The sequence below is a fragment of the Paracoccus sp. JM45 genome (assembly GCF_003590715.1).
In the GTDB taxonomy this organism is placed as follows: Bacteria; Pseudomonadota; Alphaproteobacteria; order Rhodobacterales; family Rhodobacteraceae; genus Paracoccus.
Genome location: NZ_QQVY01000001.1, coordinates 93,981 through 116,941, shown reverse-complemented (window position 1 = coordinate 116,941; position 22,961 = coordinate 93,981). Strand labels below are relative to the sequence as shown.

General features: G+C 61.8%; 22 protein-coding genes. 14 read left to right on the top strand and 8 right to left on the bottom strand.

Annotated elements, in window-relative coordinates; translation table 11 throughout:
- Window positions 1-12: 12 nt before the first annotated feature.
- A complete protein-coding gene (locus DWB67_RS00580; RefSeq protein WP_370453555.1) occupies window positions 13-903 on the top strand; it encodes a nickel/cobalt transporter in 891 nt (296 codons plus the stop codon).
- Here DWB67_RS00580 and hisG read toward each other — a convergent pair.
- Genes hisG through hisS form a run of 3 tightly spaced genes read right to left on the bottom strand, consistent with a single transcriptional unit; the run spans window position 900 to window position 4,119 of the window.
- Window positions 900-1,580, bottom strand: a complete 681-nt coding sequence (gene hisG / locus DWB67_RS00575; RefSeq protein WP_119805563.1) for an ATP phosphoribosyltransferase — start codon at window positions 1,578-1,580, stop codon at window positions 900-902. The genes DWB67_RS00580 and hisG overlap by 4 nt on opposite strands.
- The gene (locus tag DWB67_RS00570) at window positions 1,577-2,635 is read right to left on the bottom strand and encodes an ATP phosphoribosyltransferase regulatory subunit (protein WP_119806123.1); all 1,059 of its coding nucleotides are present in this window, start codon (window positions 2,633-2,635) and stop codon (window positions 1,577-1,579) included. The genes hisG and DWB67_RS00570 overlap by 4 nt, the downstream gene beginning before the upstream one ends.
- Entirely contained in the window at window positions 2,635-4,119 is a 1,485-nt protein-coding gene (gene hisS / locus DWB67_RS00565; protein ID WP_119805562.1) for a histidine--tRNA ligase, read from the bottom strand. The genes DWB67_RS00570 and hisS overlap by 1 nt, the downstream gene beginning before the upstream one ends.
- Before the next feature lie 57 nt (window positions 4,120-4,176).
- Here hisS and DWB67_RS00560 point away from each other — a divergent pair, with 57 nt between their 5' ends.
- The 5 genes from DWB67_RS00560 (at window position 4,177) to ispG (ending at window position 7,923) form a co-directional block, all read left to right on the top strand.
- Window positions 4,177-4,395, top strand: a complete 219-nt coding sequence (locus tag DWB67_RS00560) for a SlyX family protein (RefSeq protein WP_119805561.1) — start codon at window positions 4,177-4,179, stop codon at window positions 4,393-4,395.
- Between the two features lie 87 nt (window positions 4,396-4,482).
- The gene (locus DWB67_RS00555; RefSeq protein ID WP_119805560.1) at window positions 4,483-5,775 is read left to right on the top strand and encodes an adenylosuccinate synthase; all 1,293 of its coding nucleotides are present in this window, start codon (window positions 4,483-4,485) and stop codon (window positions 5,773-5,775) included.
- Window positions 5,776-5,841: 66 nt separating this feature from the next.
- Window positions 5,842-6,054: a DUF2842 domain-containing protein gene (locus DWB67_RS00550; RefSeq protein WP_119805559.1), complete on the top strand. Its 213-nt coding sequence runs from the start codon at window positions 5,842-5,844 to the stop codon at window positions 6,052-6,054.
- A complete protein-coding gene (locus tag DWB67_RS00545; protein WP_119805558.1) occupies window positions 6,051-6,716 on the top strand; it encodes a thiamine diphosphokinase in 666 nt (221 codons plus the stop codon). The genes DWB67_RS00550 and DWB67_RS00545 overlap by 4 nt, the downstream gene beginning before the upstream one ends.
- 73 nt (window positions 6,717-6,789) lie before the next feature.
- On the top strand, window positions 6,790-7,923 hold the full coding sequence (gene ispG / locus DWB67_RS00540) for a flavodoxin-dependent (E)-4-hydroxy-3-methylbut-2-enyl-diphosphate synthase (RefSeq protein ID WP_119806122.1): 1,134 nt from the start codon (window positions 6,790-6,792) through the stop codon (window positions 7,921-7,923).
- 212 nt (window positions 7,924-8,135) lie between these two features.
- Here ispG and moaA read toward each other — a convergent pair whose 3' ends face one another.
- Window positions 8,136-9,143, bottom strand: a complete 1,008-nt coding sequence (gene moaA / locus DWB67_RS00535; RefSeq protein ID WP_119805557.1) for a GTP 3',8-cyclase MoaA — start codon at window positions 9,141-9,143, stop codon at window positions 8,136-8,138.
- Between the two features lie 120 nt (window positions 9,144-9,263).
- Here moaA and DWB67_RS00530 point away from each other — a divergent pair, with 120 nt between their 5' ends.
- Complete coding sequence (locus DWB67_RS00530; protein WP_255418493.1) at window positions 9,264-9,764, top strand: hypothetical protein; 501 nt, start codon at window positions 9,264-9,266, stop codon at window positions 9,762-9,764.
- Here the strand turns inward: DWB67_RS00530 and DWB67_RS00525 are convergent.
- Complete coding sequence (locus DWB67_RS00525; protein ID WP_119805556.1) at window positions 9,752-10,489, bottom strand: DNA alkylation repair protein; 738 nt, start codon at window positions 10,487-10,489, stop codon at window positions 9,752-9,754. The genes DWB67_RS00530 and DWB67_RS00525 overlap by 13 nt on opposite strands.
- Before the next feature lie 114 nt (window positions 10,490-10,603).
- Between DWB67_RS00525 and aroA the strand changes: the two genes are divergently transcribed.
- The gene (gene aroA / locus DWB67_RS00520) at window positions 10,604-11,935 is read left to right on the top strand and encodes a 3-phosphoshikimate 1-carboxyvinyltransferase (RefSeq protein ID WP_119805555.1); all 1,332 of its coding nucleotides are present in this window, start codon (window positions 10,604-10,606) and stop codon (window positions 11,933-11,935) included.
- Between the two features lie 6 nt (window positions 11,936-11,941).
- Here aroA and DWB67_RS00515 read toward each other — a convergent pair whose 3' ends face one another.
- Window positions 11,942-13,834 carry a propionyl-CoA synthetase gene (locus DWB67_RS00515; RefSeq protein WP_119805554.1) on the bottom strand — a complete coding sequence of 631 codons (1,893 nt, stop codon included), beginning with the start codon at window positions 13,832-13,834 and terminating at the stop codon, window positions 11,942-11,944.
- Between the two features lie 208 nt (window positions 13,835-14,042).
- A complete protein-coding gene (locus DWB67_RS00510; protein WP_119805553.1) occupies window positions 14,043-16,322 on the bottom strand; it encodes an NADP-dependent malic enzyme in 2,280 nt (759 codons plus the stop codon).
- A gap of 156 nt (window positions 16,323-16,478) precedes the next feature.
- Between DWB67_RS00510 and DWB67_RS00505 the strand changes: the two genes are divergently transcribed.
- From DWB67_RS00505 to DWB67_RS00480, 6 genes are all read left to right on the top strand, one after another.
- Window positions 16,479-16,877: a cytidine deaminase gene (locus DWB67_RS00505; protein ID WP_119805552.1), complete on the top strand. Its 399-nt coding sequence runs from the start codon at window positions 16,479-16,481 to the stop codon at window positions 16,875-16,877.
- Complete coding sequence (locus DWB67_RS00500; protein ID WP_119805551.1) at window positions 16,874-18,160, top strand: thymidine phosphorylase; 1,287 nt, start codon at window positions 16,874-16,876, stop codon at window positions 18,158-18,160. The genes DWB67_RS00505 and DWB67_RS00500 overlap by 4 nt, the downstream gene beginning before the upstream one ends.
- Complete coding sequence (locus DWB67_RS00495; RefSeq protein WP_119805550.1) at window positions 18,157-19,335, top strand: phosphopentomutase; 1,179 nt, start codon at window positions 18,157-18,159, stop codon at window positions 19,333-19,335. Before DWB67_RS00500 ends, DWB67_RS00495 begins: the two co-directional genes overlap by 4 nt.
- A complete protein-coding gene (locus DWB67_RS00490; protein WP_119805549.1) occupies window positions 19,332-20,291 on the top strand; it encodes an adenosine deaminase in 960 nt (319 codons plus the stop codon). The genes DWB67_RS00495 and DWB67_RS00490 overlap by 4 nt, the downstream gene beginning before the upstream one ends.
- Window positions 20,291-20,920, top strand: coding sequence for a uracil phosphoribosyltransferase (gene upp, locus DWB67_RS00485; RefSeq protein ID WP_182911443.1), 630 nt, complete (start codon window positions 20,291-20,293; stop codon window positions 20,918-20,920). Before DWB67_RS00490 ends, upp begins: the two co-directional genes overlap by 1 nt.
- A gap of 67 nt (window positions 20,921-20,987) precedes the next feature.
- On the top strand, window positions 20,988-21,875 hold the full coding sequence (locus DWB67_RS00480; RefSeq protein WP_182911442.1) for an SPOR domain-containing protein: 888 nt from the start codon (window positions 20,988-20,990) through the stop codon (window positions 21,873-21,875).
- Here DWB67_RS00480 and hemE read toward each other — a convergent pair.
- Window positions 21,872-22,900, bottom strand: coding sequence for a uroporphyrinogen decarboxylase (gene hemE / locus DWB67_RS00475; RefSeq protein WP_119805546.1), 1,029 nt, complete (start codon window positions 22,898-22,900; stop codon window positions 21,872-21,874). The two genes, DWB67_RS00480 and hemE, sit on opposite strands and share 4 nt — an antisense overlap.
- Window positions 22,901-22,961: the final 61 nt, after the last annotated feature.

The following is a 22,961-nucleotide window of genomic DNA, read 5'->3' as shown; positions in this document are numbered from 1 at the left end:
CGAATGGTTCGCATGCTGGCCCTGACCGGGCTGGTCGTCGGGATTGTCATCGCCCTGCTGTGGTTCAGCGGCGGTCTGGCCGAATTGCAAGCATGGGCCGCCATGCAACAGCGACAGGCCCAAAGCATGATGGCGGGGGCCTTGCGCGCCTTGCGGTCGGGGGAACCGGGCGCGCTGCTGGGGTTGGTGGGTGTGTGTTTCGGCTATGGTTTTTTGCATGCCGTCGGGCCGGGGCATGGCAAGCTGGTGATCGGCAGTTACGGCTTTGGCACGCAGGTGCCGCTGCGGCGGTTGGCGGTTCTGTCGGTTCTTGCCTCGGTCGCGCAGGCGGGGGCGGCGATTGCGCTGGTCTGGGGGGGCATCACCTTCCTGAACCTGACACGTGAAACACTGACCAGCCTGACCGAGGATCGCATGGCCGACATCAGCACGGCCCTGGTTGCGATGGTCGGGTTGTGGCTGGCGTTTCGCGGTGTGCGGATGCTGTCTGCTTTGACGCGGCAGCATGATCATCATGACCATGATCACGGGCCTGATTGCGGCTGTGGCCACGCGCATGGTCCGACGCCACAACAGGTGGCGCAAACGCGATCATGGCGGGACGCGATCCTGCTGATCGCCAGTATTGCAGCGCGGCCCTGCACGGGGGCGCTGTTCCTGTTGATCCTGACGTGGCGGATGCAGATTTTCGGCGCGGGCGTGCTGGGCACATTGGCGATGGGGCTGGGGACGGCCTCGGTCACGCTGGCGGTGGCGGGACTGGCGGTCTGGGCGCGGCAGGGCAGCTTTGCCCTGTTGCCGCAGACCGGCCCCTTTGCACAGGTGGCACGCTGGTTACCGGGCCTGATGCAATTGGGGGCGGGCTTGTTGATCGCCGCCGTGTCGACGGCGATGCTGCTTTAGGCGGTCAGCCCCAGCTGGGTCAGAAAGGCATCCATCTGCGCCCCTTGGGCAGCACGGTTGGCGAACAGCGTCGCCTGCGATCGCAGGATCGGTTCCGCCTGCAAAATCCGCAGGTTATTGGCCTGCAACGTCGCCCCTGATGAGGTGATGTCGGCGATCGCCTCGGCTGTCAGATTGGCGACGGTACCTTCGGTCGCGCCCTGACTGTCGACCAGTTGGTAATCGGCCACCTCGTGCTGGGCCAGCCATGCGCGGACAAGGCGGTGGTATTTGGTCGCGATCCGCAGGCGAAAGCCGTGTTCGGCGCGGAAATCACGGGCGATGGCTGCGAAATCATCCAGATCACGGCAATCGCGCCAGCATTCCGGCACGGCGATGATCAGATCGGCATGGCCAAAACCCATCGGGGCCAATTCCACCAGATCGGATTTCCAGCCCGCCAGCTTTTCACAAACCAGATCGGTGCCCGTGACGCCCATCTCGATCCGGCCAGCGGCCAGTTCGCGGGGGATTTCACCCGCCGATAGCAGCACCAGTGACACGCCTTCGACACCGTCCACCCGTCCGGCATATTCGCGGTCGGACCCGCTGCGCGACAGCGTCACGCCGCGCTGTGCAAACCAGTCAAAGGTCTGCTCCATCAGCCGCCCCTTGGACGGCACACCCAGACGGATCATGCGTCAGCCTCCAGTTCGGCGATCAGGCCGGGGCGGATGATGCCCCCCACGGCGGGAATTTCACGGCCCTTGCCAAGAACCCGTGTCAGCGCATCGTAACGCCCGCCCGAGGCAACTGGGGGCCAGCCGTCATGATTGGCCACAAAGCTGAAGGTGAAGCCGTCGTAATATTCCAGCGTCGTGCGACCGTGGCTGGCGTCAAAGATAATACCGTCCAGATCAATGCCACGATCCGCGATGGCCTGCATCCGCGTGGCGATACGTACCACGGCCGGGGCGATGGCGGGCATATCATCGGCCAGTTCATGCAGCGCGGGCAGGGCCTGCGTTGCGGGTGCGTGAAGGTTGAACAAACGCTCCAACCGTTCGGTCCAGATCGCGGGCAAGGGGGCCACGGCGGCATCGGCCTGCAGGCGGGCGATGCGGCGGGTCATTTCATCGGGCGTGCGAAGTCCGGCCCATGCGGCGGCCGGTTCGTCGAATTTATGCATCGGCGTCGGGGTTGAGAACCGCGCCAGAAGGCGGTCGAAACGACCGGGCCGCCAGATGTGGTGGGACAGAGCATAGGCGCGATCTTCGGTCAGTGGCAGGCCGGCAACCGCGTCCAGCAACAAGCCCATATCGCCCATCTGTGCAGTGACGCCGTAAGGGGCCAGCAGCCCGTGGAACAGTGCAAACAGCTCGGCATCGGCATCGGGGTCACGGCTGAACAGCTCGAACCCCGCCTGCAAGTATTCGTTGTCGCGGGGGTTGGCGGGGCGGATGTCGCCCATGTCCTGTTTGCGGAACACCTCGCCCAGATAGCAGTATTTTGCGGGTTCGGCACCATTTTCCATATGCGCCTGAACCACCGGAACGGTAAAATCGGGACGCAGCATCATTTCCCCACGGATCGGATCGGCAGTGACATAGGCGCGGGCGCGGATGTCTTCGCCATAAAGATCCAGCAGGCTTTCGGCAGGCAGCAGGATGTCAGGGGCAATTTCCACCGCACCCGCACCGCGGAAGGCCGCCAGCAGGGTCTGGCCGATGGCCTGCTTGTCACGCTTGCCGATCATCCCAGAATCCGCCGGACTTCAGCGACCAGATCGGCGCGGGCGACTTCGGTCTGCGCAGGCTGGGATTTCCATTCGTCCAAGGTCGCCTCGGCGGCGATCTTTGCCCCAAGGATCAGGTCCTTGACCTGAACCACACCGCGCTCGGCCTCATTCCCGCCCTGGATGATGGCAACGGGGGATGCGCGTTTATCGGCATATTTTAACTGGTTGCCAAAGTTCTTGGGGTTGCCCAGATAAACCTCGGCGCGGATGCCTGCGGCGCGCAGATCGGCGGCCATGGATTGGTAATCCGACATCCGGTCGCGGTCCATGACGGTCACGACGACGGGACCGATGTCGGTTTCCCCCGCCAGACCCTTGGCGCGCAGTGCGGCCAACAGGCGGTCAACGCCGATGCTGACGCCGGTGGCTGGGACCTTCTGGCCGGTGAAACGCTCGACCAGCCCGTCATAGCGACCGCCACCGGCGACCGATCCGAACTGACGCTTGCGGCCCTTTTCGTCAAGGATTTCGAAGGTCAGCTCAGCCTCGAACACGGGGCCGGTGTAATAGCCAAGGCCGCGCACGACCGAGGGGTCGATGACGGCGCGATCTTCGGCCACGCCCATCGCGGCCAGCATATCGGCGATCTGGGTCAGTTCGCCCACGCCCTCGGCCCCGATTTCAGATGCCCCGACGGCGGCGCGCAGGTTGGCCAGCGTTGCGGCGTTGTCGTCACCTTTCGAGGTCAGGAAGGCCAGCACGGGGGCCGCCTGTTCCGCGGTCAGACCGACACCGTCGATCTGTGCGCCGCTGTCATCGCGGCGACCGGTGGTCAGCAGGGACAGCACGCCATCGCGGCCAACCTTGTCGAATTTGTCGATGGTCCGCAGCACGTCATCGGATTGATCGGCACTGACGGATGCAGCCTCTAGCACGCCGTTCAGCACCTTGCGGTTGTTGATGCGGACCATGAAATCGCCACGGGCGATGCCCACGGCCTCCAATGCGTCGGCCAGCATAGCGCATATCTCGGCGTCTGCCGCGACCGATGCGCTGCCCACCGTATCGGCGTCGCATTGATAGAACTGGCGGAAGCGGCCCGGGCCCGGCTTTTCATTGCGCCAGACAGGCCCCATCGCATAGCGGCGGTACGGGCTGGGCAGGTCGTTGCGGAACTGCGCCGCCACACGCGCCAAGGGCGCTGTCAGATCGTAGCGCAGCGCCAGCCAGTCGCCAGCGGTGCCGCCACCCGGGACAGCCTCTTCCTGCCACGCAAAGACGCCGGCGTTGGGGCGGTCCACATCGGGCAGGAATTTGCCCAAGGCATCCACCGTTTCGACCGCGCTGGTTTCCAGCGGATCAAAGCCATGGCGATGATAGATTGCAGCGATGCGATCCAGCATCTGCTTGCGTTCGGTGACATCCGCGCCGAAATAGTCGCGAAAGCCCTTGGGCGTCTCGGCCTTGGGTCGGGGCTGCTTCTTTTGATCTTTTGCCATGGTTCCTGTGCCTTTACGGGGCCAAATCCAAACGCCGACTTAACGGAAGGAGCCGACATGGACAAGAAGCCCGACGACCGTATCACCGAACTAGAGGAGGCTTTGGCCTATCTGACCCGCGTGACCGACGATTTATCCGAGGTGATTGCACGTCAGGATCAGGATATTTCCCGACTGACGCGCCGTCTTGATATGTTGATGCGCGCCGAGGCCGAACGCCAGTCCCAAAGTGACGGCAGCATCGCCGTCGCGGACCAGCCACCGCCGCATTACTAGGTCGCGGGCCGAAATCGCTGCTTCCCCCGCGCAGGGGGATGCGCTAAGTCCAATCCGAAAAGATTTCGGAAAACGGAAGGATCGTCCATGGCCAATGTTGTGGTTGTCGGTGCGCAATGGGGCGACGAAGGCAAAGGCAAAATCGTTGACTGGTTGTCTGAACGCGCAGATGTGATCGCGCGGTTCCAAGGCGGCCATAACGCCGGACATACGCTGGTGATCGACGGTAAAGTCTTTAAACTGTCGCTGCTGCCCTCGGGGATTGTGCGCGAAGACAAGCTGGCCATCATCGGCAATGGTGTGGTTCTGGACCCTTGGTCGCTGTTTGCGGAAATCGACAAGCTGGCGGCGCAGGGCGTCAAGATCAGCACCGATAACCTGATGATCGCGGAAAACACCCCGCTGATCCTGCCGCTGCATCAGGATCTGGACAAGCTGCGCGAAGAAGCCGCTGGTAAGGCCAAGATCGGCACGACCGGTCGCGGCATCGGCCCCTCGTACGAGGATAAGGTCGGTCGCCGTGCGATCCGTCTGGCCGATCTGGCCGATGAGAAGACGCTGGACGACCGTCTGGACCGCCTGCTGGCGCATCACGATGCGCTGCGTAAGGGTCTGGGCGCGGACCCCATCGACCGTGCCGATCTGAAGGCCAAGCTGCTGGAAATCGCGCCGCAATTGCTGCCCTATGCCCAGCCGGTCTGGAAGGTCATGTCCGACGCCCGCAAATCGGGCAAGCGTATCCTGTTCGAGGGCGCACAAGGCAGCCTGCTGGACATTGATTTCGGCACCTATCCCTATGTCACCAGCTCGACCACCACATCGGGTGCTGCGGCTTCTGGCACCGGCATGGGTCCGGGCGCGATCGATTTCGTGCTGGGCATCGTCAAAGCCTATACCACCCGTGTTGGCGAAGGTCCGTTCCCGACCGAACTGGACGACGCGGACGGCCAGCGCCTTGGCGAACGGGGCCATGAATTCGGCACCGTAACGGGACGCAAGCGTCGCTGCGGTTGGTTCGATGCGGTTCTAGTGCGCCAGACCTGTGCGATCAGCGGCGTCAGCGGCATTGCCCTGACCAAGCTGGACGTGTTGGACGGTTTCAAGAAGCTGAAAATCTGCGTCGGTTATGAAATTGACGGCGTGAAATATGATTACCTGCCCACGGCGGCGGCCCTTCAGGCCAAAGTCACCCCTATCTATGAAGAAATGGACGGCTGGCAGGAATCGACCCAAGGTGCCCGCAGCTGGGCCGATCTGCCCGCTGCTGCCATCAAATACGTCCGTCGGGTCGAAGAACTGATCCATTGCCCCGTGGCAATGCTGTCGACCAGTCCCGAACGTGATGATACCATTCTGGTAACCGACCCCTTCGAGGATTGATCCCCGATCCGGAACTGCCGGGGGCGCCGTCGCCATGACGGCGCCCTTTGCAAAGGAAACAACGCAATGAACCTGAAGACCCGCAAGCGCCTGTCCCTGTTGATCCTTGTCGTCGGATTGCCGCTTTATGTGGTTGTTGCCGTGACGCTGATGAACTGGCTGGACACGCGTTTTGGCCGCCAGCCCATCCTGATCGAGGTTGGGATCTATGTCCTCCTGGGCATTCTTTGGGCATTGCCGTTCAAGAACGTCTTTCGCGGCGTCGGCAAGGACGAATGATCGCGCGCCCCGTGATCAGCAACCGGGGCGTGACCGTTATCGGCGGGGGTGAGGTCAGCCCCGCCGATCTTGCGCTGGCCATGACCATCGCACCGACTTTGGTGGCCGCCGATGGCGGGGCTGATCGCGCCCTGTCGCTTGGCAGAATGCCCGATTGGGTGATGGGTGATCTGGACAGCATTTCTCCGCCTGCGCGGGCATCGATTCCTGCGGATCGTCTGCTGCATATCGAAGAACAGGACAGCACCGATTTCGTCAAATGCCTGACACGCATAGACGCCCCCGTGGTCATGGCCGTGGGGTTTGCAGGGTTGCGGCTGGATCACACATTGGCCGCCCTGACTGCCATGGTCACGGCGGAAGGGCCAAGGGTTATCATGATCGCCCCGAATGACGTCGTCTTCGTGGCGCCACGGCGGATCACCTTGCCTTTGATGCCCGGAACGCGGGTCTCGCTTTATCCGATGGGGCCGACGCGGGGGACCAGCAGCGGGCTGGAATGGCCGATCGATGACATCGAATTCATGCCGGGCGGACGTGTCGGGACCTCGAACCGGGCGACCGGTCTGGTATCATTGCATATTCATGGCCGGATGCTGGTCATGTTGCCGCGTGCCTGTCTGGGCACAATCCTGACAGCACTGGCCATTCCCACAGCTTGATGCATGGGGGGCGGTTGTCGTCCTGCCCTGCATGGCATATCTGAAGGGCAACCCGTCCACCGGAGGCTTTCTGATGTCGCTGAACCCGATCCGTCCATGGCGCAATATCGAGCGTCGGAAATCCCGCCAGATCATGGTTGGCAATGTGCCCGTCGGGGGCGACGCGCCGATCAGTGTCCAGACGATGACCAATACCAATGGCCATGATGTCCGCGCCACGCTGGATCAGGTGATCCGCGCCGCCGATGCCGGTGCCGATATCGTCCGCATCAGCGCACCCGATCAGGAAACCACCCATGCGCTGAAAGAAATTTGCCGCCAAAGCCCCGTGCCCATCGTGGCGGATATCCATTTCCACTACAAACGCGCGATCGAGGCCGCGCAGGCGGGCGCTGCCTGTCTGCGGATCAATCCCGGTAATATCGGCAGCCCCGAACGCGTCCGCGAGGTGATCAAGGCTGCGCGGGATTACGGCTGTTCGATCCGGATCGGCGTGAATGCGGGCAGTCTGGAAAAGCATCTGCTGGACAAATACGGTGAACCTTGCCCCGACGCGATGGTCGAAAGCGGTATGGATCACATCAAGATCCTGCAGGACAACGACTTTCATGAATTCAAGATCAGTGTGAAGGCCAGCGATATCTTCATGGCGGCTGCTGCCTATCAGCAGCTGGCCGATGTCACCGACGCACCGATCCATCTGGGCATCACCGAGGCGGGCGGCTTTGTCGGTGGCACGGTCAAATCCGCTATCGGCATGGGCAACCTGCTCTGGGCCGGTATCGGTGACACCATCCGCGTCAGCCTTTCCGCCGATCCGGTCGAGGAAGTGAAAGTCGGGTTCGAGATCCTGAAATCCCTTGGTCTGCGGACCCGTGGTGTTCAGATCATTTCCTGCCCCAGCTGCGCCCGTCAGGGCTTTGACGTCATCAAGACGGTCGAGGCTTTGGAAAAGCGTCTGGAACATATCAAGATCCCGATGAGCCTGTCGATCATCGGCTGCGTGGTGAATGGCCCGGGCGAGGCGCTGATGACCGATCTGGGCTTTACCGGCGGCGGTGCGGGCAGCGGCATGATCTATATGGCCGGCAAGCAAAGCCATAAGCTGTCGAACGAAAAGATGGTCGATCACATCGTCGAACTGGTCGAGGAACGCGCCGAAAAACTGACCGCCGAAGCTGCCACAGCCGAAGCCGCGGCAGAATAATTTCAACCTAAGAATTTAGTGGCAATGGACGGACCCGCGGGAATTATCCATGTGACAGCATTGCCCCGGAGGAGAGTTTTACGGCATCCTCCGCCATGGGCTAATGCTATTTGCGGTGCAACCAATGCTGCCAGACAAATCAGTTTTACGATTCAACCTTTCAAAATACACCTCTGAAAGGTTAACAAGTCGTTAACAAAATACCAGCCAGATCAACCGCCAGTATGGCTCATGTGGCGGGTCATCTGGCCTTCGATTTTCTGGCGGGAATAATCGAAATCATGGCCCTTAGGTTTGCGCGAGATTGCATTGCGGATTTCTTCACGCAGGGCCGTGTCGTCGGAATATGCCCGCAATGGTGCCCGCAGATCGGCGTTATCTTCCTGACCCAGACACATGAACAATTCGCCCGTGCAGGTGACGCGCACACGGTTGCAGCTTTCGCAGAAATTATGCGTCATCGGGGTAATAAAGCCGATCTTCTGACCCGTTTCGGCCAGTTTGACATATCGGGCAGGGCCGCCAGTGCGTTCGGCCAGATCCAGTAAGGTAAAGCGTTCGGTCAGTTGGTCGCGCAGGTCTGACAGGGGCCAATATTGGTCCAGTCGATCCTCGTTTCCAAGGTCGCCCATCGGCATCACCTCGATGAAGGTCAGGTCATGGCCTTCGTCACTACACCATTTGACCAGATCGAACAATTCGACATCATTCACACCCTTCAGCGCCACGGCGTTGATTTTGACCTGCAATCCGGCGGCTTTCGCGGCCTTGATGCCATCCAGCACTTGGGCCAAACGGCCCCAGCGGGTGATTTCGGCAAATTTCGCCGTATCCAGCGTGTCCAGTGAGACATTCACGCGGCGGACACCACATTCATACAATTCAGCCGCGTATTTGCCCAACTGGCTGCCGTTGGTGGTCAGGGTCAATTCATCCAGACCCTTACCCAGATGGCGGGACATCTGGCGGAAAAACCCCATGATGCCGCGCCGGACCAGCGGTTCACCGCCGGTGATGCGCAGCTTGCGAACGCCCAGACCGACGAAGGTGGTGCACAGGCGGTCCAGCTCCTCCAGCGTCAGCAGCTCTGCTTTGGGCAGGAACTGCATATGTTCGGCCATGCAATACACACAGCGGAAATCGCAGCGGTCAGTGACCGACACCCGCAAATAGTTGATGGGGCGGGCGAAGGGGTCAATCAGGGGTGCGTGCATGTCCATGGCTGCAATCTAGGCACGCAAGGCGTCCTGAACAATGGGCAGGATCACAGGACTGCCAGTGGACCTTTCACTTTTCTCGTGCCTAAGGTGGGCCCAAAGACAAAGAGACAGGAGACGCCGATGCGCATGACATCCCTTGCCGTGACGATGGGCTTTGGGCTGGCACTGGCCGGTTGCACCCAGACCGCCAAGACCGAGGATCGCCCGACCGGCGAACCCGCAACCGCAGCCACCGCCGAACAGGTATCTGCCGCCACCGCAATCACCCGCGCCCCTGCGCCGCGTCCGGCAGCCCGCGCAACGCCCGCGCAGCTGGACACAACCACCAAGGAACAGCGCGAGGCTGCGGCACAAATCCCTGTAGCGGGCGGTGAAACCAAGCTGGGCACCACAATCGGGTCGCTTGGCAATCCATCCGAGGGGGGGTTGTGGATCAAGACGCCGCTGGTCAAGGAAAGGGCCATGGGGCGGATCGTAAACCCCGCGACCAAAAAATCGGCCAAGGTGGAATTGATCCCGCTGACCGGTGGCGGCAGCGGCAGTCAGGTGTCCCTGCCTGCGCTGCAATTGCTGGGCGTCTCGTTGACCGATCTGCCGACGCTTGAGGTTTACAAATCCTGATCGGGATCTGACGGAGCCTGCTGATCCCGCGGCGCGCTATCTGCCGCAGGGTTTTCAGCAGTCGGTTCGGCTTCGGCGCGCAAGGCCAAGGCACCCGCAACGTCAGCGGCGCGCGTGCTGCGCCATTCGGCCACGCGTTCGGGCGCACGTTTGGCAAGATCGCGCAGCCATGTCTCGATCGCCTGACGGACGGCACCGTTGCTGTCATCGGCCAGATGCAAGGTCCAATCCAGCACGCGTTCGCGGATATCGACGTCCTCGGGCTTGGGGTTATTCATCTTGGCCCAAGGCAGGGTGGCCATCAGTGCCGCGCGACGTAACCACGGGCTGGACGATTGTGCCCAGTCCAGCATCACATCCATCCGTTCGGGATGCGCCACGACGCGGCGCGATGCGGCGGTGGTGACGGCATCGGTAATATCGGGGCCATCCATCTTGGCCGACCAGTCAAGGATCGCTGCCCAGACAGCGTCATCCTGCGGGATGCGGGCCTGCACCAGCAGACGGGGGGCGGCAAGGCGTGCCTCGTGGATATTGCTGTCCCACAACTGACGCGCAAGGGCCACGCGGCCGTCCAGATCCAGCCCTTCGCGCCATCCGGTGACGGCGGCCTCGATTTGGGCAGGCGTCAGGCCAAGCGTCTCGCGGCCGCTTTTATGTCGCGCGGCCATGCGTTCGGCCAGTTCGGGATTGGCCAAAGCGCGCAGCTGGTCCAGTTCCTGCATGAAATTCTCCTGTTTTCTGGGGTCCTTCTAGGCGCGTGCGGGCAAAGCCTCAAGAAGATGGTGGAAGCGGCGCGGCCTGCAGGCTAAAAGACCCGCAAAATCACGAGGTATCCCATGTCGCATTCCGCCCCAGCCCGTCCGATGACCTCTCGCCGCAGCGGCCCCCTGACGGGCGAGGCGCTGATCCCCGGCGACAAGTCCATCAGCCACCGCGCCCTGATCCTTGGCGCGATGGCCATAGGTGAAACCCGCATCACCGGCCTGCTGGAGGGCGAGGATGTTCTGGACACCGCCAAAGCCATGCGCGCTTTCGGTGCGGAAGTAACCCAGCACGGCAAAGGCGAATGGAGCGTGCATGGCGTCGGCGTCGGTGGTTTCCGGTCGCCCGAGGGCGTGATCGATTGCGGCAATTCGGGCACCGGTGTCCGCCTGATCATGGGGGCGATGGCCACGACCGCCATCACCGCGACCTTTACCGGCGATGCCAGCCTGTCGCGCCGCCCAATGGCGCGTGTGACCGTGCCGCTGGCGCAATTGGGCGCGCACATCACCGCCCGCGAAGGTGATCGCCTGCCGATCACCATCGAAGGTGCGGCTGATCCCGTGCCGCTGACCTATCGCACGCCGGTGGCCAGTGCGCAGATCAAATCGGCGATCCTGCTGGCCGGGTTGAACGTGCCCGGTGAAACGGTCGTGATTGAATCCGAACCGACGCGTGACCATTCCGAACGTATGCTGGCAGGTTTCGGTGCGGAAATCCGGTCCGAAACGACCGAAGATGGCCATAAGATCACCCTGACAGGTCGCCCCGAATTGCGTGCACAACCGGTTGCTGTGCCGCGAGATCCCTCTAGCGCGGCCTTCCCTGTCGCGGCTGCGCTGATCGTGCCGGGCAGTGAAATCCGCGTGCCCGGTGTCAGTCGCAACCCGACGCGCGACGGCCTTTATGTCACGCTTTTGGAAATGGGTGCGGATATCACCTTTGAAAACACGCGCGAGGAAGGCGGCGAACCCGTTGCCGATCTGGTCGTCCGTCATGGCCCGTTGAAGGGTGTCACTGTGCCCGCCGAACGCGCGGCCAGCATGATTGACGAATTCCCGATCCTGTCGGTGATTGCGGCATTTGCCAAAGGCCCGACCGTTATGAACGGCGTGGCGGAACTGCGCGTCAAGGAAAGCGACCGCATTGATGCGATGGCCCGCGGGCTAGAGGCCAATGGCGTCAAGGTCGAGGAAACCAATGACACCATGACCGTGCATGGCGCGGCAACGGTGGCGGGTGGTGGCAATGCTGTGACCCATCTGGATCACCGCATCGCCATGTCGTTCATGGTGCTGGGCCTTGCGACGCAAAACCCTGTGCAGATTGACGATGCAACGCCGATCACCACCTCTTTCCCCGATTTCGAGCCGCTGATGATCCGCCTTGGCGCAAGCCTTGGCTAAGTGCGATCAGCCTTCGCAGGGATAACCGACCCCTGCCAGCGCGATGCGGATTTCATCCAGAATGGCGGGGTCGTCGATGGTGGCGGGGGTTTTCATCTCCTCGCCATCGGCAATCTTGGCCATCGTTGCCCGCAGGATTTTGCCGGATCGGGTTTTGGGCAGACGGTCGACAATGCAGGCGGTCTTGAAGGCCGCCACAGGGCCGATGTGGTCGCGGACCATGCGGACCACCTCGGTCAGGATCTGGTCGGGGGCGGTGGTCACGCCCTTTTTCAGACAGAGCAGCCCCAGTGGCGCTTGCCCTTTCAACGTATCGACGACGCCGATCACCGCGCATTCCGCAACGGCAGGGTGGGATGCCAGAACCTCTTCCATCGCGCCGGTGGACAGGCGGTGGCCTGCGACGTTGATCACATCGTCAGTGCGGGCCATGATAAAGACATAGCCGTCATCGTCGACATATCCGGCATCGCCGGTTTCGTAATAGCCGGGGAAATGGTCCAGATAGGCTTTGCGGAACCGGTCCTCGGCGTTCCACAGCGTCGGCAATGTGCCGGGCGGCAGGGGCAGTTTCAGCGCAATCGCCCCTAATGTTCCGGCAGGGACCTGATGGCCAGCCTCATCCAGAACATGGATGTCATAGCCGGGCATAGGAACCGAGGGACTGCCTTTGCGCACCGGCAACAGCCCCGCACCGACCGGATTGGCAGCAATCGCCCAGCCGGTTTCCGTCTGCCACCAATGGTCGATGACCGGAACCTTCAGGTGGTTTTCGGCCCATGTGATGGTGTCGGGGTCGGCACGTTCGCCCGCCAGAAACAGCGCCTTAAGATTGCCAAGGTCGTATTTTTCGATCAGTGTCCCGTCAGGGTCGTCGCGACGCACGGCACGGATGGCGGTGGGCGCGGTGAAAAAGCTTTTGACGCGGTGATCGGAAATGATCCGCCAGAAGGTGCCCGCGTCGGGGGTGCCTACGGGCTTGCCTTCGAATATCACCGTCGTCGCACCTGCAATCAGCGGGCCATAGACGATATAGCTGTGGCCCACGACCCAACCCACATCGGATGCCACAAAGAAAACATCGCCCGCATGGATGTCATAGATATGCGGCACGCTCCACGCCAAAGCCACCAGATGACCGGCAGTTTGGCGGACAACGCCCTTGGGTTGGCCGGTCGTACCCGACGTATAGAGGATATAGGCGGGGTGGTTGCCTTCGACCGTCACGCAATCAACGGGGGTGGCATCGGCCACGGCCTGCGTCCAGTCAAGATCGCGCCCCGCCGTCATCGCCGCTTTGCAGTCGGAACGCTGGAAGACCACACACAGATCAGGTTTATGCGTCGCTTCGTCCAGTGCCTGATCCATCAGCGGCTTATAGGGGACGACGCGGTTCGGCTCTAACCCGCAGGACGCGGCCAGCATGGCTTTGGGGCGGGCATCGTCGATGCGGACGGCCAGTTCATGCGCTGCAAATCCGCCAAAGACGACCGAATGGATGGCACCGATCCGCGCGCAGGCCATCATCGCCTGCAAGGCTTCGGGGATCATCGGCATATAGATCAGGACACGGTCGCCTTTGGTCACCCCATGCGCCGCCAGAACCCCCGCCAGCCGCGCAACCTGATCCTGCAACTGGGCATAGGTCAGACGCTGGACCTGACCGGTCATCGCGCTGTCGTGGATCACGGCCATCCGGTCGCCATGCCCTGCCTGAACATGGCGGTCGATGGCGTTCCAGCAGGTGTTGACCATGCCATCGGCGAACCATTCGCCCGCTGGTCCCTGATCGAAAAAGGCGCGGCTTGGTGGTCGGGTCCAATCAATGGCCTGACTGGCATTCATCCAGAAAGCTTCGGGATTGTGTTGCCAATCCGCATAGATGTCGTGATATGTCATGCCGTCCCCCCACAAGTCAGCTTGCACATTGTTGCGCCAGACATACGGGATCACGCAAGCATGTTAGCGCCTGTGATCAGGGGGATTCTGCAAATATGGCCATCACGGACGGTCAGGGGTTTGCAAAGTTGTCCCTGCCGCAAAACCCGCTTTGCGCGGGTTCGCATTTTGCAAAATCGGGGGGCGAATCCATCGCCCCCCGAAGGTATCAGCCGTAGTGGTTGACGGGGGTGCCTGCCAGCACGCTCATGTTCAGCAGGCCGCGTGTGGTGATCGAGGGCGTGACGATATGTGCGCGGTTGCCCATACCCATCAGGATCGGCCCCACCTCAAGCCCGCTGGCGCGCATCTTCAGCGCGTTGCGCACGCCGGATGCCGCATCGGTGCCTGCAAAGACCAGCACGTTGGCGACACCCTCCAGACGCGAATTCGGGAAGATCCGTTCGCGCAATTCGGGGTCCAGTGCCGCATCGACGTGCATTTCGCCGTCATACATGAAGTCGGGTTCGCGCGCGTCCAGCATTTCCAGCGCATCACGCATTTTGCGGCCCGAATAGCTGTCGGTATTGCCGAATTGCGAATGGCTGCACAGCGCGATTTTCGGCGTCAGGCCAAAGCGGCGCACGTGGCGGGCAGCACCCAGCACGGCCTCCATCACCTGATGCGGGGTGGGGTCGTTGTGGCACTGGGTGTCTGCAATAAACAGCGGGCCGTCTTCCAGAATGATCATCGACAACGCACCCGTCGGATGCAGACCGTCGCGCGCCAGAATCTGGCGGACGTATTCCAGATGCCAGCTGTATTGGCCAAAGGTGCCGCAAATCAGGCTGTCAGCCTCGTTCCGGTGGACCATGACCGCGCCGATGGCGGTGGTGTTGGTGCGCATGATGGCGCGGGCGATGTCGGGGCTGACACCGCGACGGGCCATCAGCCCGTGATAGGTTTCCCAGTAATCGCGGTAACGCGGATCGTTTTCGGGGTTCACGATCTGGAAATCGACATCGGGCCGGATCGGCAGGCCTGCGCGTTCGGCGCGTATGGCGATCACCTCGGGGCGGCCGATCAGGATCGGGACATCGGTGGTTTCTTCCAGCATGGCGTTGGCGGCGCGCAAGACGCGTTCATCCTCGCCCTCGGCAAAGACAATGCGGCGTTCGGTGGTGGCGGCAGCCTCGAAGACCGGACGCATGATCATCGCCGATTTGAAGACCGAGCTGTCCAGCTTATGCTTATACGCCTCAAGATCCTCCAGCGGGCGGGCGGCGACGCCGGTTTCCATCGCGGCCTTAGCCACGGCGGAACTGACGACACCGACCAGACGCGGATCGAAGGGTTTGGGGATCAGGTAGTCCGGCCCGAAGGTCAGCGTTTCACCGCGATAGGCGGCGGCAGCCTCGGCTGCGGTGGTGGCGCGGGCAAGGGCGGCGATGCCTTCGATGCAGGCGATCTTCATGTCGTCATTGATGGTTGTCGCACCGACATCCAGCGCACCGCGGAAGATGAATGGGAAGCACAATACGTTGTTGACCTGATTGGGATAATCGCTGCGACCGGTGGCTATGATCGCATTCGGTTTGACCGCACGCGCGGCATCGGGATCAATTTCGGGATTGGGGTTGGCCAGCGCGAAGATGATCGGCTGATCGGTCATGCGGGCAACCATTTCAGGCTTCAGCACGCCGGGGCCTGACAGCCCGAGGAACAGATCGGCACCGTCGATCACATCGCCCAAGATACGCTTGTCCGAGGCTTGGGCATAGGCAGCCTTTTGCGGGTTCATATCCTCGGTCCGGCCTTCATAGACCAGCCCGTGGATGTCACACAGCCAGACGTTTTCGCGTTTGACGCCCAGCTTCAGCAGCATATCTAGACAAGCGATGCCGGCAGCGCCGCCGCCGGTGGAGACGATCTTGATATCCTCGAACCGCTTTCCGGCAATCCGCAGCGCGTTGGTGGCGGCAGCACCTACAACAATGGCGGTGCCGTGCTGGTCGTCGTGGAAGACCGGAATGTTCATCCGTTCACGGCAGATTTTTTCGACGACAAAGCAATCGGGTGCCTTGATGTCCTCAAGATTGACGGCACCGAAGGTGGGTTCCAGCGCACAAACGATTTCAGCAAGTTTGACGGGGTCAGGTTCGTTCACCTCGATGTCGAAGCAATCGATATCGGCGAATTTCTTGAACAGAACAGCCTTGCCTTCCATTACCGGCTTGGATGCCAGCGCACCGATATTGCCCAGCCCCAGAACCGCAGTGCCGTTGGAGATCACCGCCACAAGATTGCCACGGCTGGTATAGCGGGCAGCAGTCGCGGGATCGGCCTTGATTTCCAGACAGGCTTCGGCCACGCCGGGCGAATAGGCGCGGGCCAGATCGCGGCCATTGGCCATCGGCTTTGTTGCGCGGATCTCCAGCTTCCCGGGACGCGGGAATTCGTGATAATCCAGCGCCGCCTGACGTGCTTTATCCTGCCTGCGATCTTCCATGACTCACCTCCGGTTTCGGAATTGGTTGACCGTTAAACCATTTATATCGCGGGGAACAGCAGCCTTCTACGCTGCGTTTGCACGGCAGAACGGGACGGCCCGCTTGCACTGATCGCCGCAGACGCGCAAATTGACAGAAATAACACAAGGGGACGGATGATGTCTTTGTTGGATGCGGCGCAGGATGTGCGCGAACGGGCCTATGCGCCATATTCGAAATTCAAGGTCGGCGCGGCCATCCGGGGCGAGTCGGGGGCAATCTATCGCGGATGCAACGTGGAAAACGTGGCCTATCCCGAAGGCACTTGCGCCGAAGCCGGTGCCATTTCCTCAATGATCGCCGCCGGAGAGACGCGCCTGACCAAAGTCGCCGTCATCGCCGACAGCCCGAACCCCGTCCCGCCATGCGGCGGCTGTCGCCAGAAGCTGGCCGAATTCGGTGCCGAAGATACGGTCGTTATCCTTGCCACAACTGATGGTGCGCGTCTGGAAACGACAATCGGTGATTTACTGCCCGGCCGTTTCGATGCGGGCCATATGACGAATGCATCATGACAGATCCCCGTCCCGTTATCGCCTCTGTTCGCGACGGTCGTGGGTTGGACGGTCCCGGCGCGGCCCTGATCGCCCAAGGTCTGGCTGACGGATCGGTCAGTGACGCACAGGCCGCGGCATTTGCCATGGCGATATTGACCAAAGGCGCAGGCCCCGCCGGACGGGTGGCCCTGACGCGGGCCATGCGCGATTCGGGGCAGGTGTTGCAATGGGACCTGTCGGGGCCTGTGGTGGACAAGCATTCCACCGGCGGTATTGGCGATACGGTCAGCCTTGTGCTGGCACCGCTGCTGGCGGCACGCGGGGTCTTTGTGCCGATGGTGTCGGGTCGTGGTTTGGGCCACACCGGCGGCACGCTGGATAAGTTGGAGTCGATCCCGGGCTTCATCTGCGATCAGCCGCAACAGGATTTCGCCCGGATCGTCCGGCAGGTCGGCTGTGCGATCGTTTCCGCGACGGGGGATGTCGCGCCTGCGGACAAGCGCCTTTACGGCATTCGCGACGAATCCGGCACGGTGGAATCCATCGACCTGATCACCGCGTCGATCCTGTCCAAGAAGCTGGCCGCAGGTCTGGATGCCTTGGTGTTGGATGTTAAGGCAGGGTCGGGGGCGATCATGAAAAAGCCCGACAGCGCGCCGCGTCTGGCCCGTGCTTTGGTCGATACGGCCAATGGGGCGGGCTGCGTCACCTCGGCCATGATCACCGATATGGACCAACCGCTGGCCCGCAGCGCCGGTAACGCGCTGGAGGTGGCCGAGGCGATCCGCGTCCTGCAGGGCGAAAAGGGGGCTTTGCGCGACCTGACGCTGGCTTTGGCCGCTGAATGCTTGCGGCTGGCTGGACAGTCGGCGGACGGGCTGGAAAGCACATTGGACAGCGGTGCCGCAGCCCAGGTGTTTGGCCGGATGGTTGCCGCCCAAGGCGGTCCGACTGATCTGATGGAACAGGCGCAGGCCTATCTGTTGCCCGCACCGGTAATCATGCCGGTTTACGGCCCTGCGGCGGGTCGCGTGGCCCGTATCGATGTGACTGCCCTTGGGCATGCCGTTGTGGCCCTTGGTGGCGGGCGCGTGCGCGCGGGTGAAGTCATCGACCCCCGCGTCGGTCTGGACCGGATGGCCAAGCTGGGTGATGATGTCGGCCCCGACCGGCCCTTGGGCTTTGTCCATGCCGCCGATGAGACCGCAGCGCAGGTTGCGATTGCGGCGGTGCAGGCGGCCTATCACTTGGGTGATGACGGCCATTCCGGCCCCCTGATCCGCGAAAGGATCACCGCATGAGCCGCGCCTTCCTGATTGTCATGGACAGTGTCGGCATTGGCGGTGCGCCGGATGCGGACCAGTATTTCAACGACGGCTTGCCCGATACCGGCGCGAATACCGTCGGCCATATCGCACAGGCCCGCCCGCTGGACATGCCGCATCTGGCGGCGCTTGGGCTGGGGGCGGCGGTCAAACTGGCCTCGGGTGATGACGCGCCGGGGTTGATGGTGGAACCGCAAGGGCTGTGGGGGGGCGCGACCGAAATCTCGCGCGGTAAGGATACGCCTTCGGGGCATTGGGAAATTGCCGGTGTTCCGGTGCCTTGGGACTGGCATTACTTTCCCAACACCACGCCGGCTTTTTCGCCCGAAGTGACCGCGCGTATTTGCGAACTGGCTGGTACGGTCGGTATCCTTGGCAATTGCCACGCATCAGGCACGCAGGTGATTGATGATTTCGGCGTCGAACATCTGCAGACCGGCTGGCCGATCTGCTATACCTCGGTCGACAGCGTGCTGCAGATTGCCGCGCATGAGGATGTCTTCGGTTTGGACCGTCTGATCCAGCTGTGTCAGGACCTGTCGCCGATGCTGCATAAGATGCGTGTCGGACGGGTCATCGCCCGTCCCTTTCTGGGGCAGGAAGGCAGCTTCAAACGCACGCCGAACCGTCGTGACTTCGCCATCGCCCCCCCGGATGATACCATTCTGGATATTGCGACGAATGCGGGCCGCGTGACCCATGCGATCGGCAAGATCGGCGACATCTTCAGCCATCGCGGCATCACCCATCTGCATAAGGGCAAATCCGACGCGGATCTGGGTGACCATCTGATCCGTCTTGGCCAAGAGGCCGAGGACGGCAGTCTGACCTTTGCCAATTTCGTTGAATTCGACACCAACTTCGGCCATCGCCGTGATGTTGCCGGCTATGCCGCCCAGCTGGAATGGTTCGACACTGTCGTAGGGCGCTTTCTGGCGACCCTCGGCCCTGATGATCTGGCCATTTTCACGGCCGACCATGGCAATGACCCCAGCTGGCGCGGGACGGATCACACCCGTGAACGCGTCGCGGTACTGGCCCATGGGGCAGGGGCGCGTTCGGTGGGGCAGGTGGGCTTTGGAGATATCGGTGCCTCGGTCATGGAACATCTGGGGCTTGCAGCCCCCAAACACGGGATCTCTTTCCTATGAAGAAAATCGAACTGCATCTGCATCTGGAAGGTGCCGCCCCGCCCGATTTTATCCGCGCGGTCGCCAAGGAAAAACGCGCCGATCTGACCGGCGTTTTTGACGAACGCGGTGCCTATGCCTATGATGATTTTGCCGGATTTCTTCAATGCTATGAAGCGGCGACCAGTGTCCTGAAAACCCCGCGCGATTACGCCCGTCTGCTGGCCGAGGTTCTGGAACGCTGCGCCGAAGAGGGCGTCATCTATACCGAATTGTTTGTGTCACCCGAATTCTGTGGCGGTGGCGATCTGTCGGCATGGCGCGATTATCTGGCCGCCATGACCGAGGTTGCCGATAAGGGCCGCGCACAAGGCATCGACAGCCGTGGCATTGTTACCATGATCCGCCATTTCGGCCCCGATCGCGGCAAGCTGACCGCGCGTTGTGCCGCGGAAACCGCTGGCGGCTGGATCACCGGTTTCGGGATGGGCGGTGCCGAACAGATGCATCAGGCGACCGATTTCGCATACAGCTATGATTTCGCGCGCGAGGCGGGATTGGGCCTGACCTGTCATGCCGGTGAATGGGGCGGACCGCAAAGCGTGCGTCAGGCGCTGGAACTGGGCTGCACCCGCATCGGTCACGGCGTTCAGTCGATTGATGATCCGCAACTGGTCCGCGATCTGGCCGAACAGGAAATCACGCTTGAGGTCTGCCCCGGTTCGAACATCGCCCTTGGGGTTTATCCGTCATGGGACAAGCACCCCATCGTGCGGCTGGCCGATGCGGGTGTGCGGGTGACGGTGTCCACAGATGATCCGCCGTTCTTCCATACGACGATGCGCGATGAATACGACCGGCTTGCATCGACCTTTGGCTGGGGCGATACCGAGTTCAGACAGATCAACCTCTGGGCCGCCGAAGCCGTGTTCTGCGATGCGGCGACCAAAGACCGCCTGAAAAAGGAATTCGCCTGATGCCTCATTTGACCGTCGTCAACCATCCCCTGATCCAGCACAAACTGACGATCATGCGCCAGAAAGAGGTGTCGACCGCAGGCTTCCGCCGCCTGCTGCGCGAAATCAGCCTGCTGCTGGCCTATGAGGTGACGCGAGAGCTGGAACTGACCACGATGACGATCCAGACCCCCATGTGTGAAATGGAGGCCCCCACGCTGGAAGGCAAAAAGCTGGCGCTGATTTCCATCCTGCGCGCAGGCAACGGTCTGATGGACGGTATTCTGGAACTGATTCCGGGTGCGAGGGTCGGTTTTGTCGGCCTGTACCGCGACCCCGAAACACTGAAGCCGGTCGAATATTACTGCAAGGTGCCGAAAGAACTGGACGCCCGTATGACGATCGTCGTCGATCCGATGCTGGCCACGGGCAATTCATCAGTTGCGGCAATTGATATGCTGAAGGAACGCGGCGCGAAAAACATGCGCTTTTTGTGCCTGCTGGCCGCGCCCGAAGGCGTTGAACGGATGCGTCAGGCCCACCCCGATGTGCCGATCTTTACGGCATCGCTGGACGAAAAGCTGGATGACCACGGCTATATTGTTCCGGGTCTGGGCGATGCGGGTGACCGGATGTTCGGCACGAAATAAGCCGGATGCGTTAACTGCCGTTTCACGGTTTTTCCCTAATGTCGGGGCAAAACAAGGTGGACGGCAGATGACGCGGATATTTCGGCTAGCGATGATTTTAATGACGGGTGCGGCAGCAGATGCCGCGCCGGTTTCCACGCCGCCTGACGGATTTGCAGGAACGCAATATATCGACAACACCGGTTGCGTTTTTGCGCACAGCGATGCTGGTTGGACGGCGCGTCTGGACGGGGCAGGGCAACCGCTTTGCGGGTTCCCCCCCAGTATCGGTGTCAATCGCGCGGATGCTGCCCCCTTGGTGGAAGAACCGGACGCCGAAACTCTGCTGATCGAACAGCTGACCCAGCATTTACGCCCCGGTGAATGGTCTGCCGATCCGCGCCCTGCTGAAACGCGCCATGCGGCCCCGGTGCCCGCCGCCGATCCAATCCAGACAACCCTGAAGGACGCCTTGTTTGTCGCCCCCGCCTTGCGGCAGGCCAGCGGGTTGCAGATATCACAGGACGTCTGTGCGCAGCTTGGATATGAACCCGATACAGATACCACGCCCATTCCGCAGGCTGCATTGGGGCTGTGTGCGGGAATGAAAGCTGGCGGGTTGGCACCGGCGGCTGCGGCCAAATCTGACGTGCCTGCGGCCAGACTCGCGACCAAAACGGCCAGTGCAATTGTAGCCCGCAGGCCAAGCCCGCCGCGGGTATCGAAGCCTATGCTGGAAATAATCCCCGCATCGGCCCGATACATACAAGTCGGCGCATTCGAGGATGGGGAAAACGCACTGATCGTTCTGCGGGCGCTGTCTGGGCAGGGCTATCCCGTGGCCCAGACCCGTATCAACGAAAAGGCCAGAGGCATGCGGGTTATCATGGCCGGTCCGTTCCTCGACCGTAAAACACTGGTCGAGGCTTTGGTGACATTGCGCCAGACAGGATACGCTGGCGCAATGCCGCGTTAGGCGGTGCGGACAGCCTCGATCATGCGGGCAACATTGTCGGGGTCCGCATCGGGGGTAATGCCGTGGCCAAGGTTGAAGATATGCGGTCCACCGCGCAGGCTGCGGGTGATGCGCTGTGCCTCGGAAACCAGATCCGGCCCACCTGTGACCATATGGCCTGACGCCAGATTGCCTTGCACACAGCCGTCGACCTGCACATTTTCGGCTGCCCATTCGGACGAAACCGAATTGTCCAGCGCCACGCAATCCGCACCGGTTGCTTTGGCAAAGCCGATATAGCGATCGCCCGCTTCGCGCGGGAAGGCGATGACCGGAATGGAAGGGTGGCGTTCTTTCAGGGCGGCAATGATGCGCTTGGCCGGGGCCAAAGCGAAATCGTCGAAATCCCGGCCCTTCAGGCTGCCCGCCCAGCTGTCGAATATCTTGACGACCTCGGCCCCAGCCTCGATCTGGGCAGACAGATACAGGATGGTTGCTTCGGTGATCAGATCGATCAGCACGCTAAAGGTGGCACGGTCGGTAGATTTGAAGGCATGGGCAGGCCCCTGATCCTTGGTGCCGCGACCGGCAATCATATAGGTGGCCACGGTCCATGGCGCGCCCGCAAAACCGATCAGGGTCGTTTCGCGCGGCAGTTCCTTGGACAGGATTTTCAGTGTCTGGTAGATCGGGTTCAGACGTTCGTGGATATCCTCTACGGATTTCAGCTGCGCGAAGTCTTTTGCCGATGTGATGGTCGACAGGCGCGGGCCTTCGCCCGTGACGAACCACAGATCGGCGCCAAGCGCCTGCGGCACCAGCAGAATATCGGCAAAAAGGATCGCACCGTCAAAGCCGAAGCGGCGGATCGGCTGCAACGTCACCTCGGCCGCCAGTTCGGGGTTATAGCACAGTGACAGAAAGTCACCGGCCTTGGCACGCGTGGCGCGATATTCCGGAAGATAGCGACCGGCCTGGCGCATCATCCAGATCGGGGGGGTGGGCAAAGTCTCGCCCGCCAGGGCACGCAGCAGAAGTTTGGTCATATAGCCTCCTATGCCCCTTGAAAGCGAGGCGACAGACGTTGTCAAGCACGGCTCGGGAAGC

What these genes read in the sequence shown, in the direction of transcription:
- DWB67_RS00580 (WP_370453555.1), top strand. Translation starts at nt 13, where the DNA reads ATGCTGGCCCTGACCGGGCTGGTCGTCGGGATTGTCATCGCCCTGCTG.
- hisG (WP_119805563.1), bottom strand. Translation starts at nt 1,580, where the DNA reads ATGATCCGTCTGGGTGTGCCGTCCAAGGGGCGGCTGATGGAGCAGACC.
- hisS (WP_119805562.1), bottom strand. Translation starts at nt 4,119, where the DNA reads ATGGCAAAAGATCAAAAGAAGCAGCCCCGACCCAAGGCCGAGACGCCC.
- DWB67_RS00560 (WP_119805561.1), top strand. Translation starts at nt 4,177, where the DNA reads ATGGACAAGAAGCCCGACGACCGTATCACCGAACTAGAGGAGGCTTTG.
- DWB67_RS00555 (WP_119805560.1), top strand. Translation starts at nt 4,483, where the DNA reads ATGGCCAATGTTGTGGTTGTCGGTGCGCAATGGGGCGACGAAGGCAAA.
- DWB67_RS00550 (WP_119805559.1), top strand. Translation starts at nt 5,842, where the DNA reads ATGAACCTGAAGACCCGCAAGCGCCTGTCCCTGTTGATCCTTGTCGTC.
- DWB67_RS00545 (WP_119805558.1), top strand. Translation starts at nt 6,051, where the DNA reads ATGATCGCGCGCCCCGTGATCAGCAACCGGGGCGTGACCGTTATCGGC.
- ispG (WP_119806122.1), top strand. Translation starts at nt 6,790, where the DNA reads ATGTCGCTGAACCCGATCCGTCCATGGCGCAATATCGAGCGTCGGAAA.
- moaA (WP_119805557.1), bottom strand. Translation starts at nt 9,143, where the DNA reads ATGGACATGCACGCACCCCTGATTGACCCCTTCGCCCGCCCCATCAAC.
- DWB67_RS00530 (WP_255418493.1), top strand. Translation starts at nt 9,264, where the DNA reads ATGCGCATGACATCCCTTGCCGTGACGATGGGCTTTGGGCTGGCACTG.
- DWB67_RS00525 (WP_119805556.1), bottom strand. Translation starts at nt 10,489, where the DNA reads ATGCAGGAACTGGACCAGCTGCGCGCTTTGGCCAATCCCGAACTGGCC.
- aroA (WP_119805555.1), top strand. Translation starts at nt 10,604, where the DNA reads ATGTCGCATTCCGCCCCAGCCCGTCCGATGACCTCTCGCCGCAGCGGC.
- DWB67_RS00515 (WP_119805554.1), bottom strand. Translation starts at nt 13,834, where the DNA reads ATGACATATCACGACATCTATGCGGATTGGCAACACAATCCCGAAGCT.
- DWB67_RS00510 (WP_119805553.1), bottom strand. Translation starts at nt 16,322, where the DNA reads ATGGAAGATCGCAGGCAGGATAAAGCACGTCAGGCGGCGCTGGATTAT.
- DWB67_RS00505 (WP_119805552.1), top strand. Translation starts at nt 16,479, where the DNA reads ATGATGTCTTTGTTGGATGCGGCGCAGGATGTGCGCGAACGGGCCTAT.
- DWB67_RS00500 (WP_119805551.1), top strand. Translation starts at nt 16,874, where the DNA reads ATGACAGATCCCCGTCCCGTTATCGCCTCTGTTCGCGACGGTCGTGGG.
- DWB67_RS00495 (WP_119805550.1), top strand. Translation starts at nt 18,157, where the DNA reads ATGAGCCGCGCCTTCCTGATTGTCATGGACAGTGTCGGCATTGGCGGT.
- DWB67_RS00490 (WP_119805549.1), top strand. Translation starts at nt 19,332, where the DNA reads ATGAAGAAAATCGAACTGCATCTGCATCTGGAAGGTGCCGCCCCGCCC.
- upp (WP_182911443.1), top strand. Translation starts at nt 20,291, where the DNA reads ATGCCTCATTTGACCGTCGTCAACCATCCCCTGATCCAGCACAAACTG.
- DWB67_RS00480 (WP_182911442.1), top strand. Translation starts at nt 20,988, where the DNA reads ATGACGCGGATATTTCGGCTAGCGATGATTTTAATGACGGGTGCGGCA.
- hemE (WP_119805546.1), bottom strand. Translation starts at nt 22,900, where the DNA reads ATGACCAAACTTCTGCTGCGTGCCCTGGCGGGCGAGACTTTGCCCACC.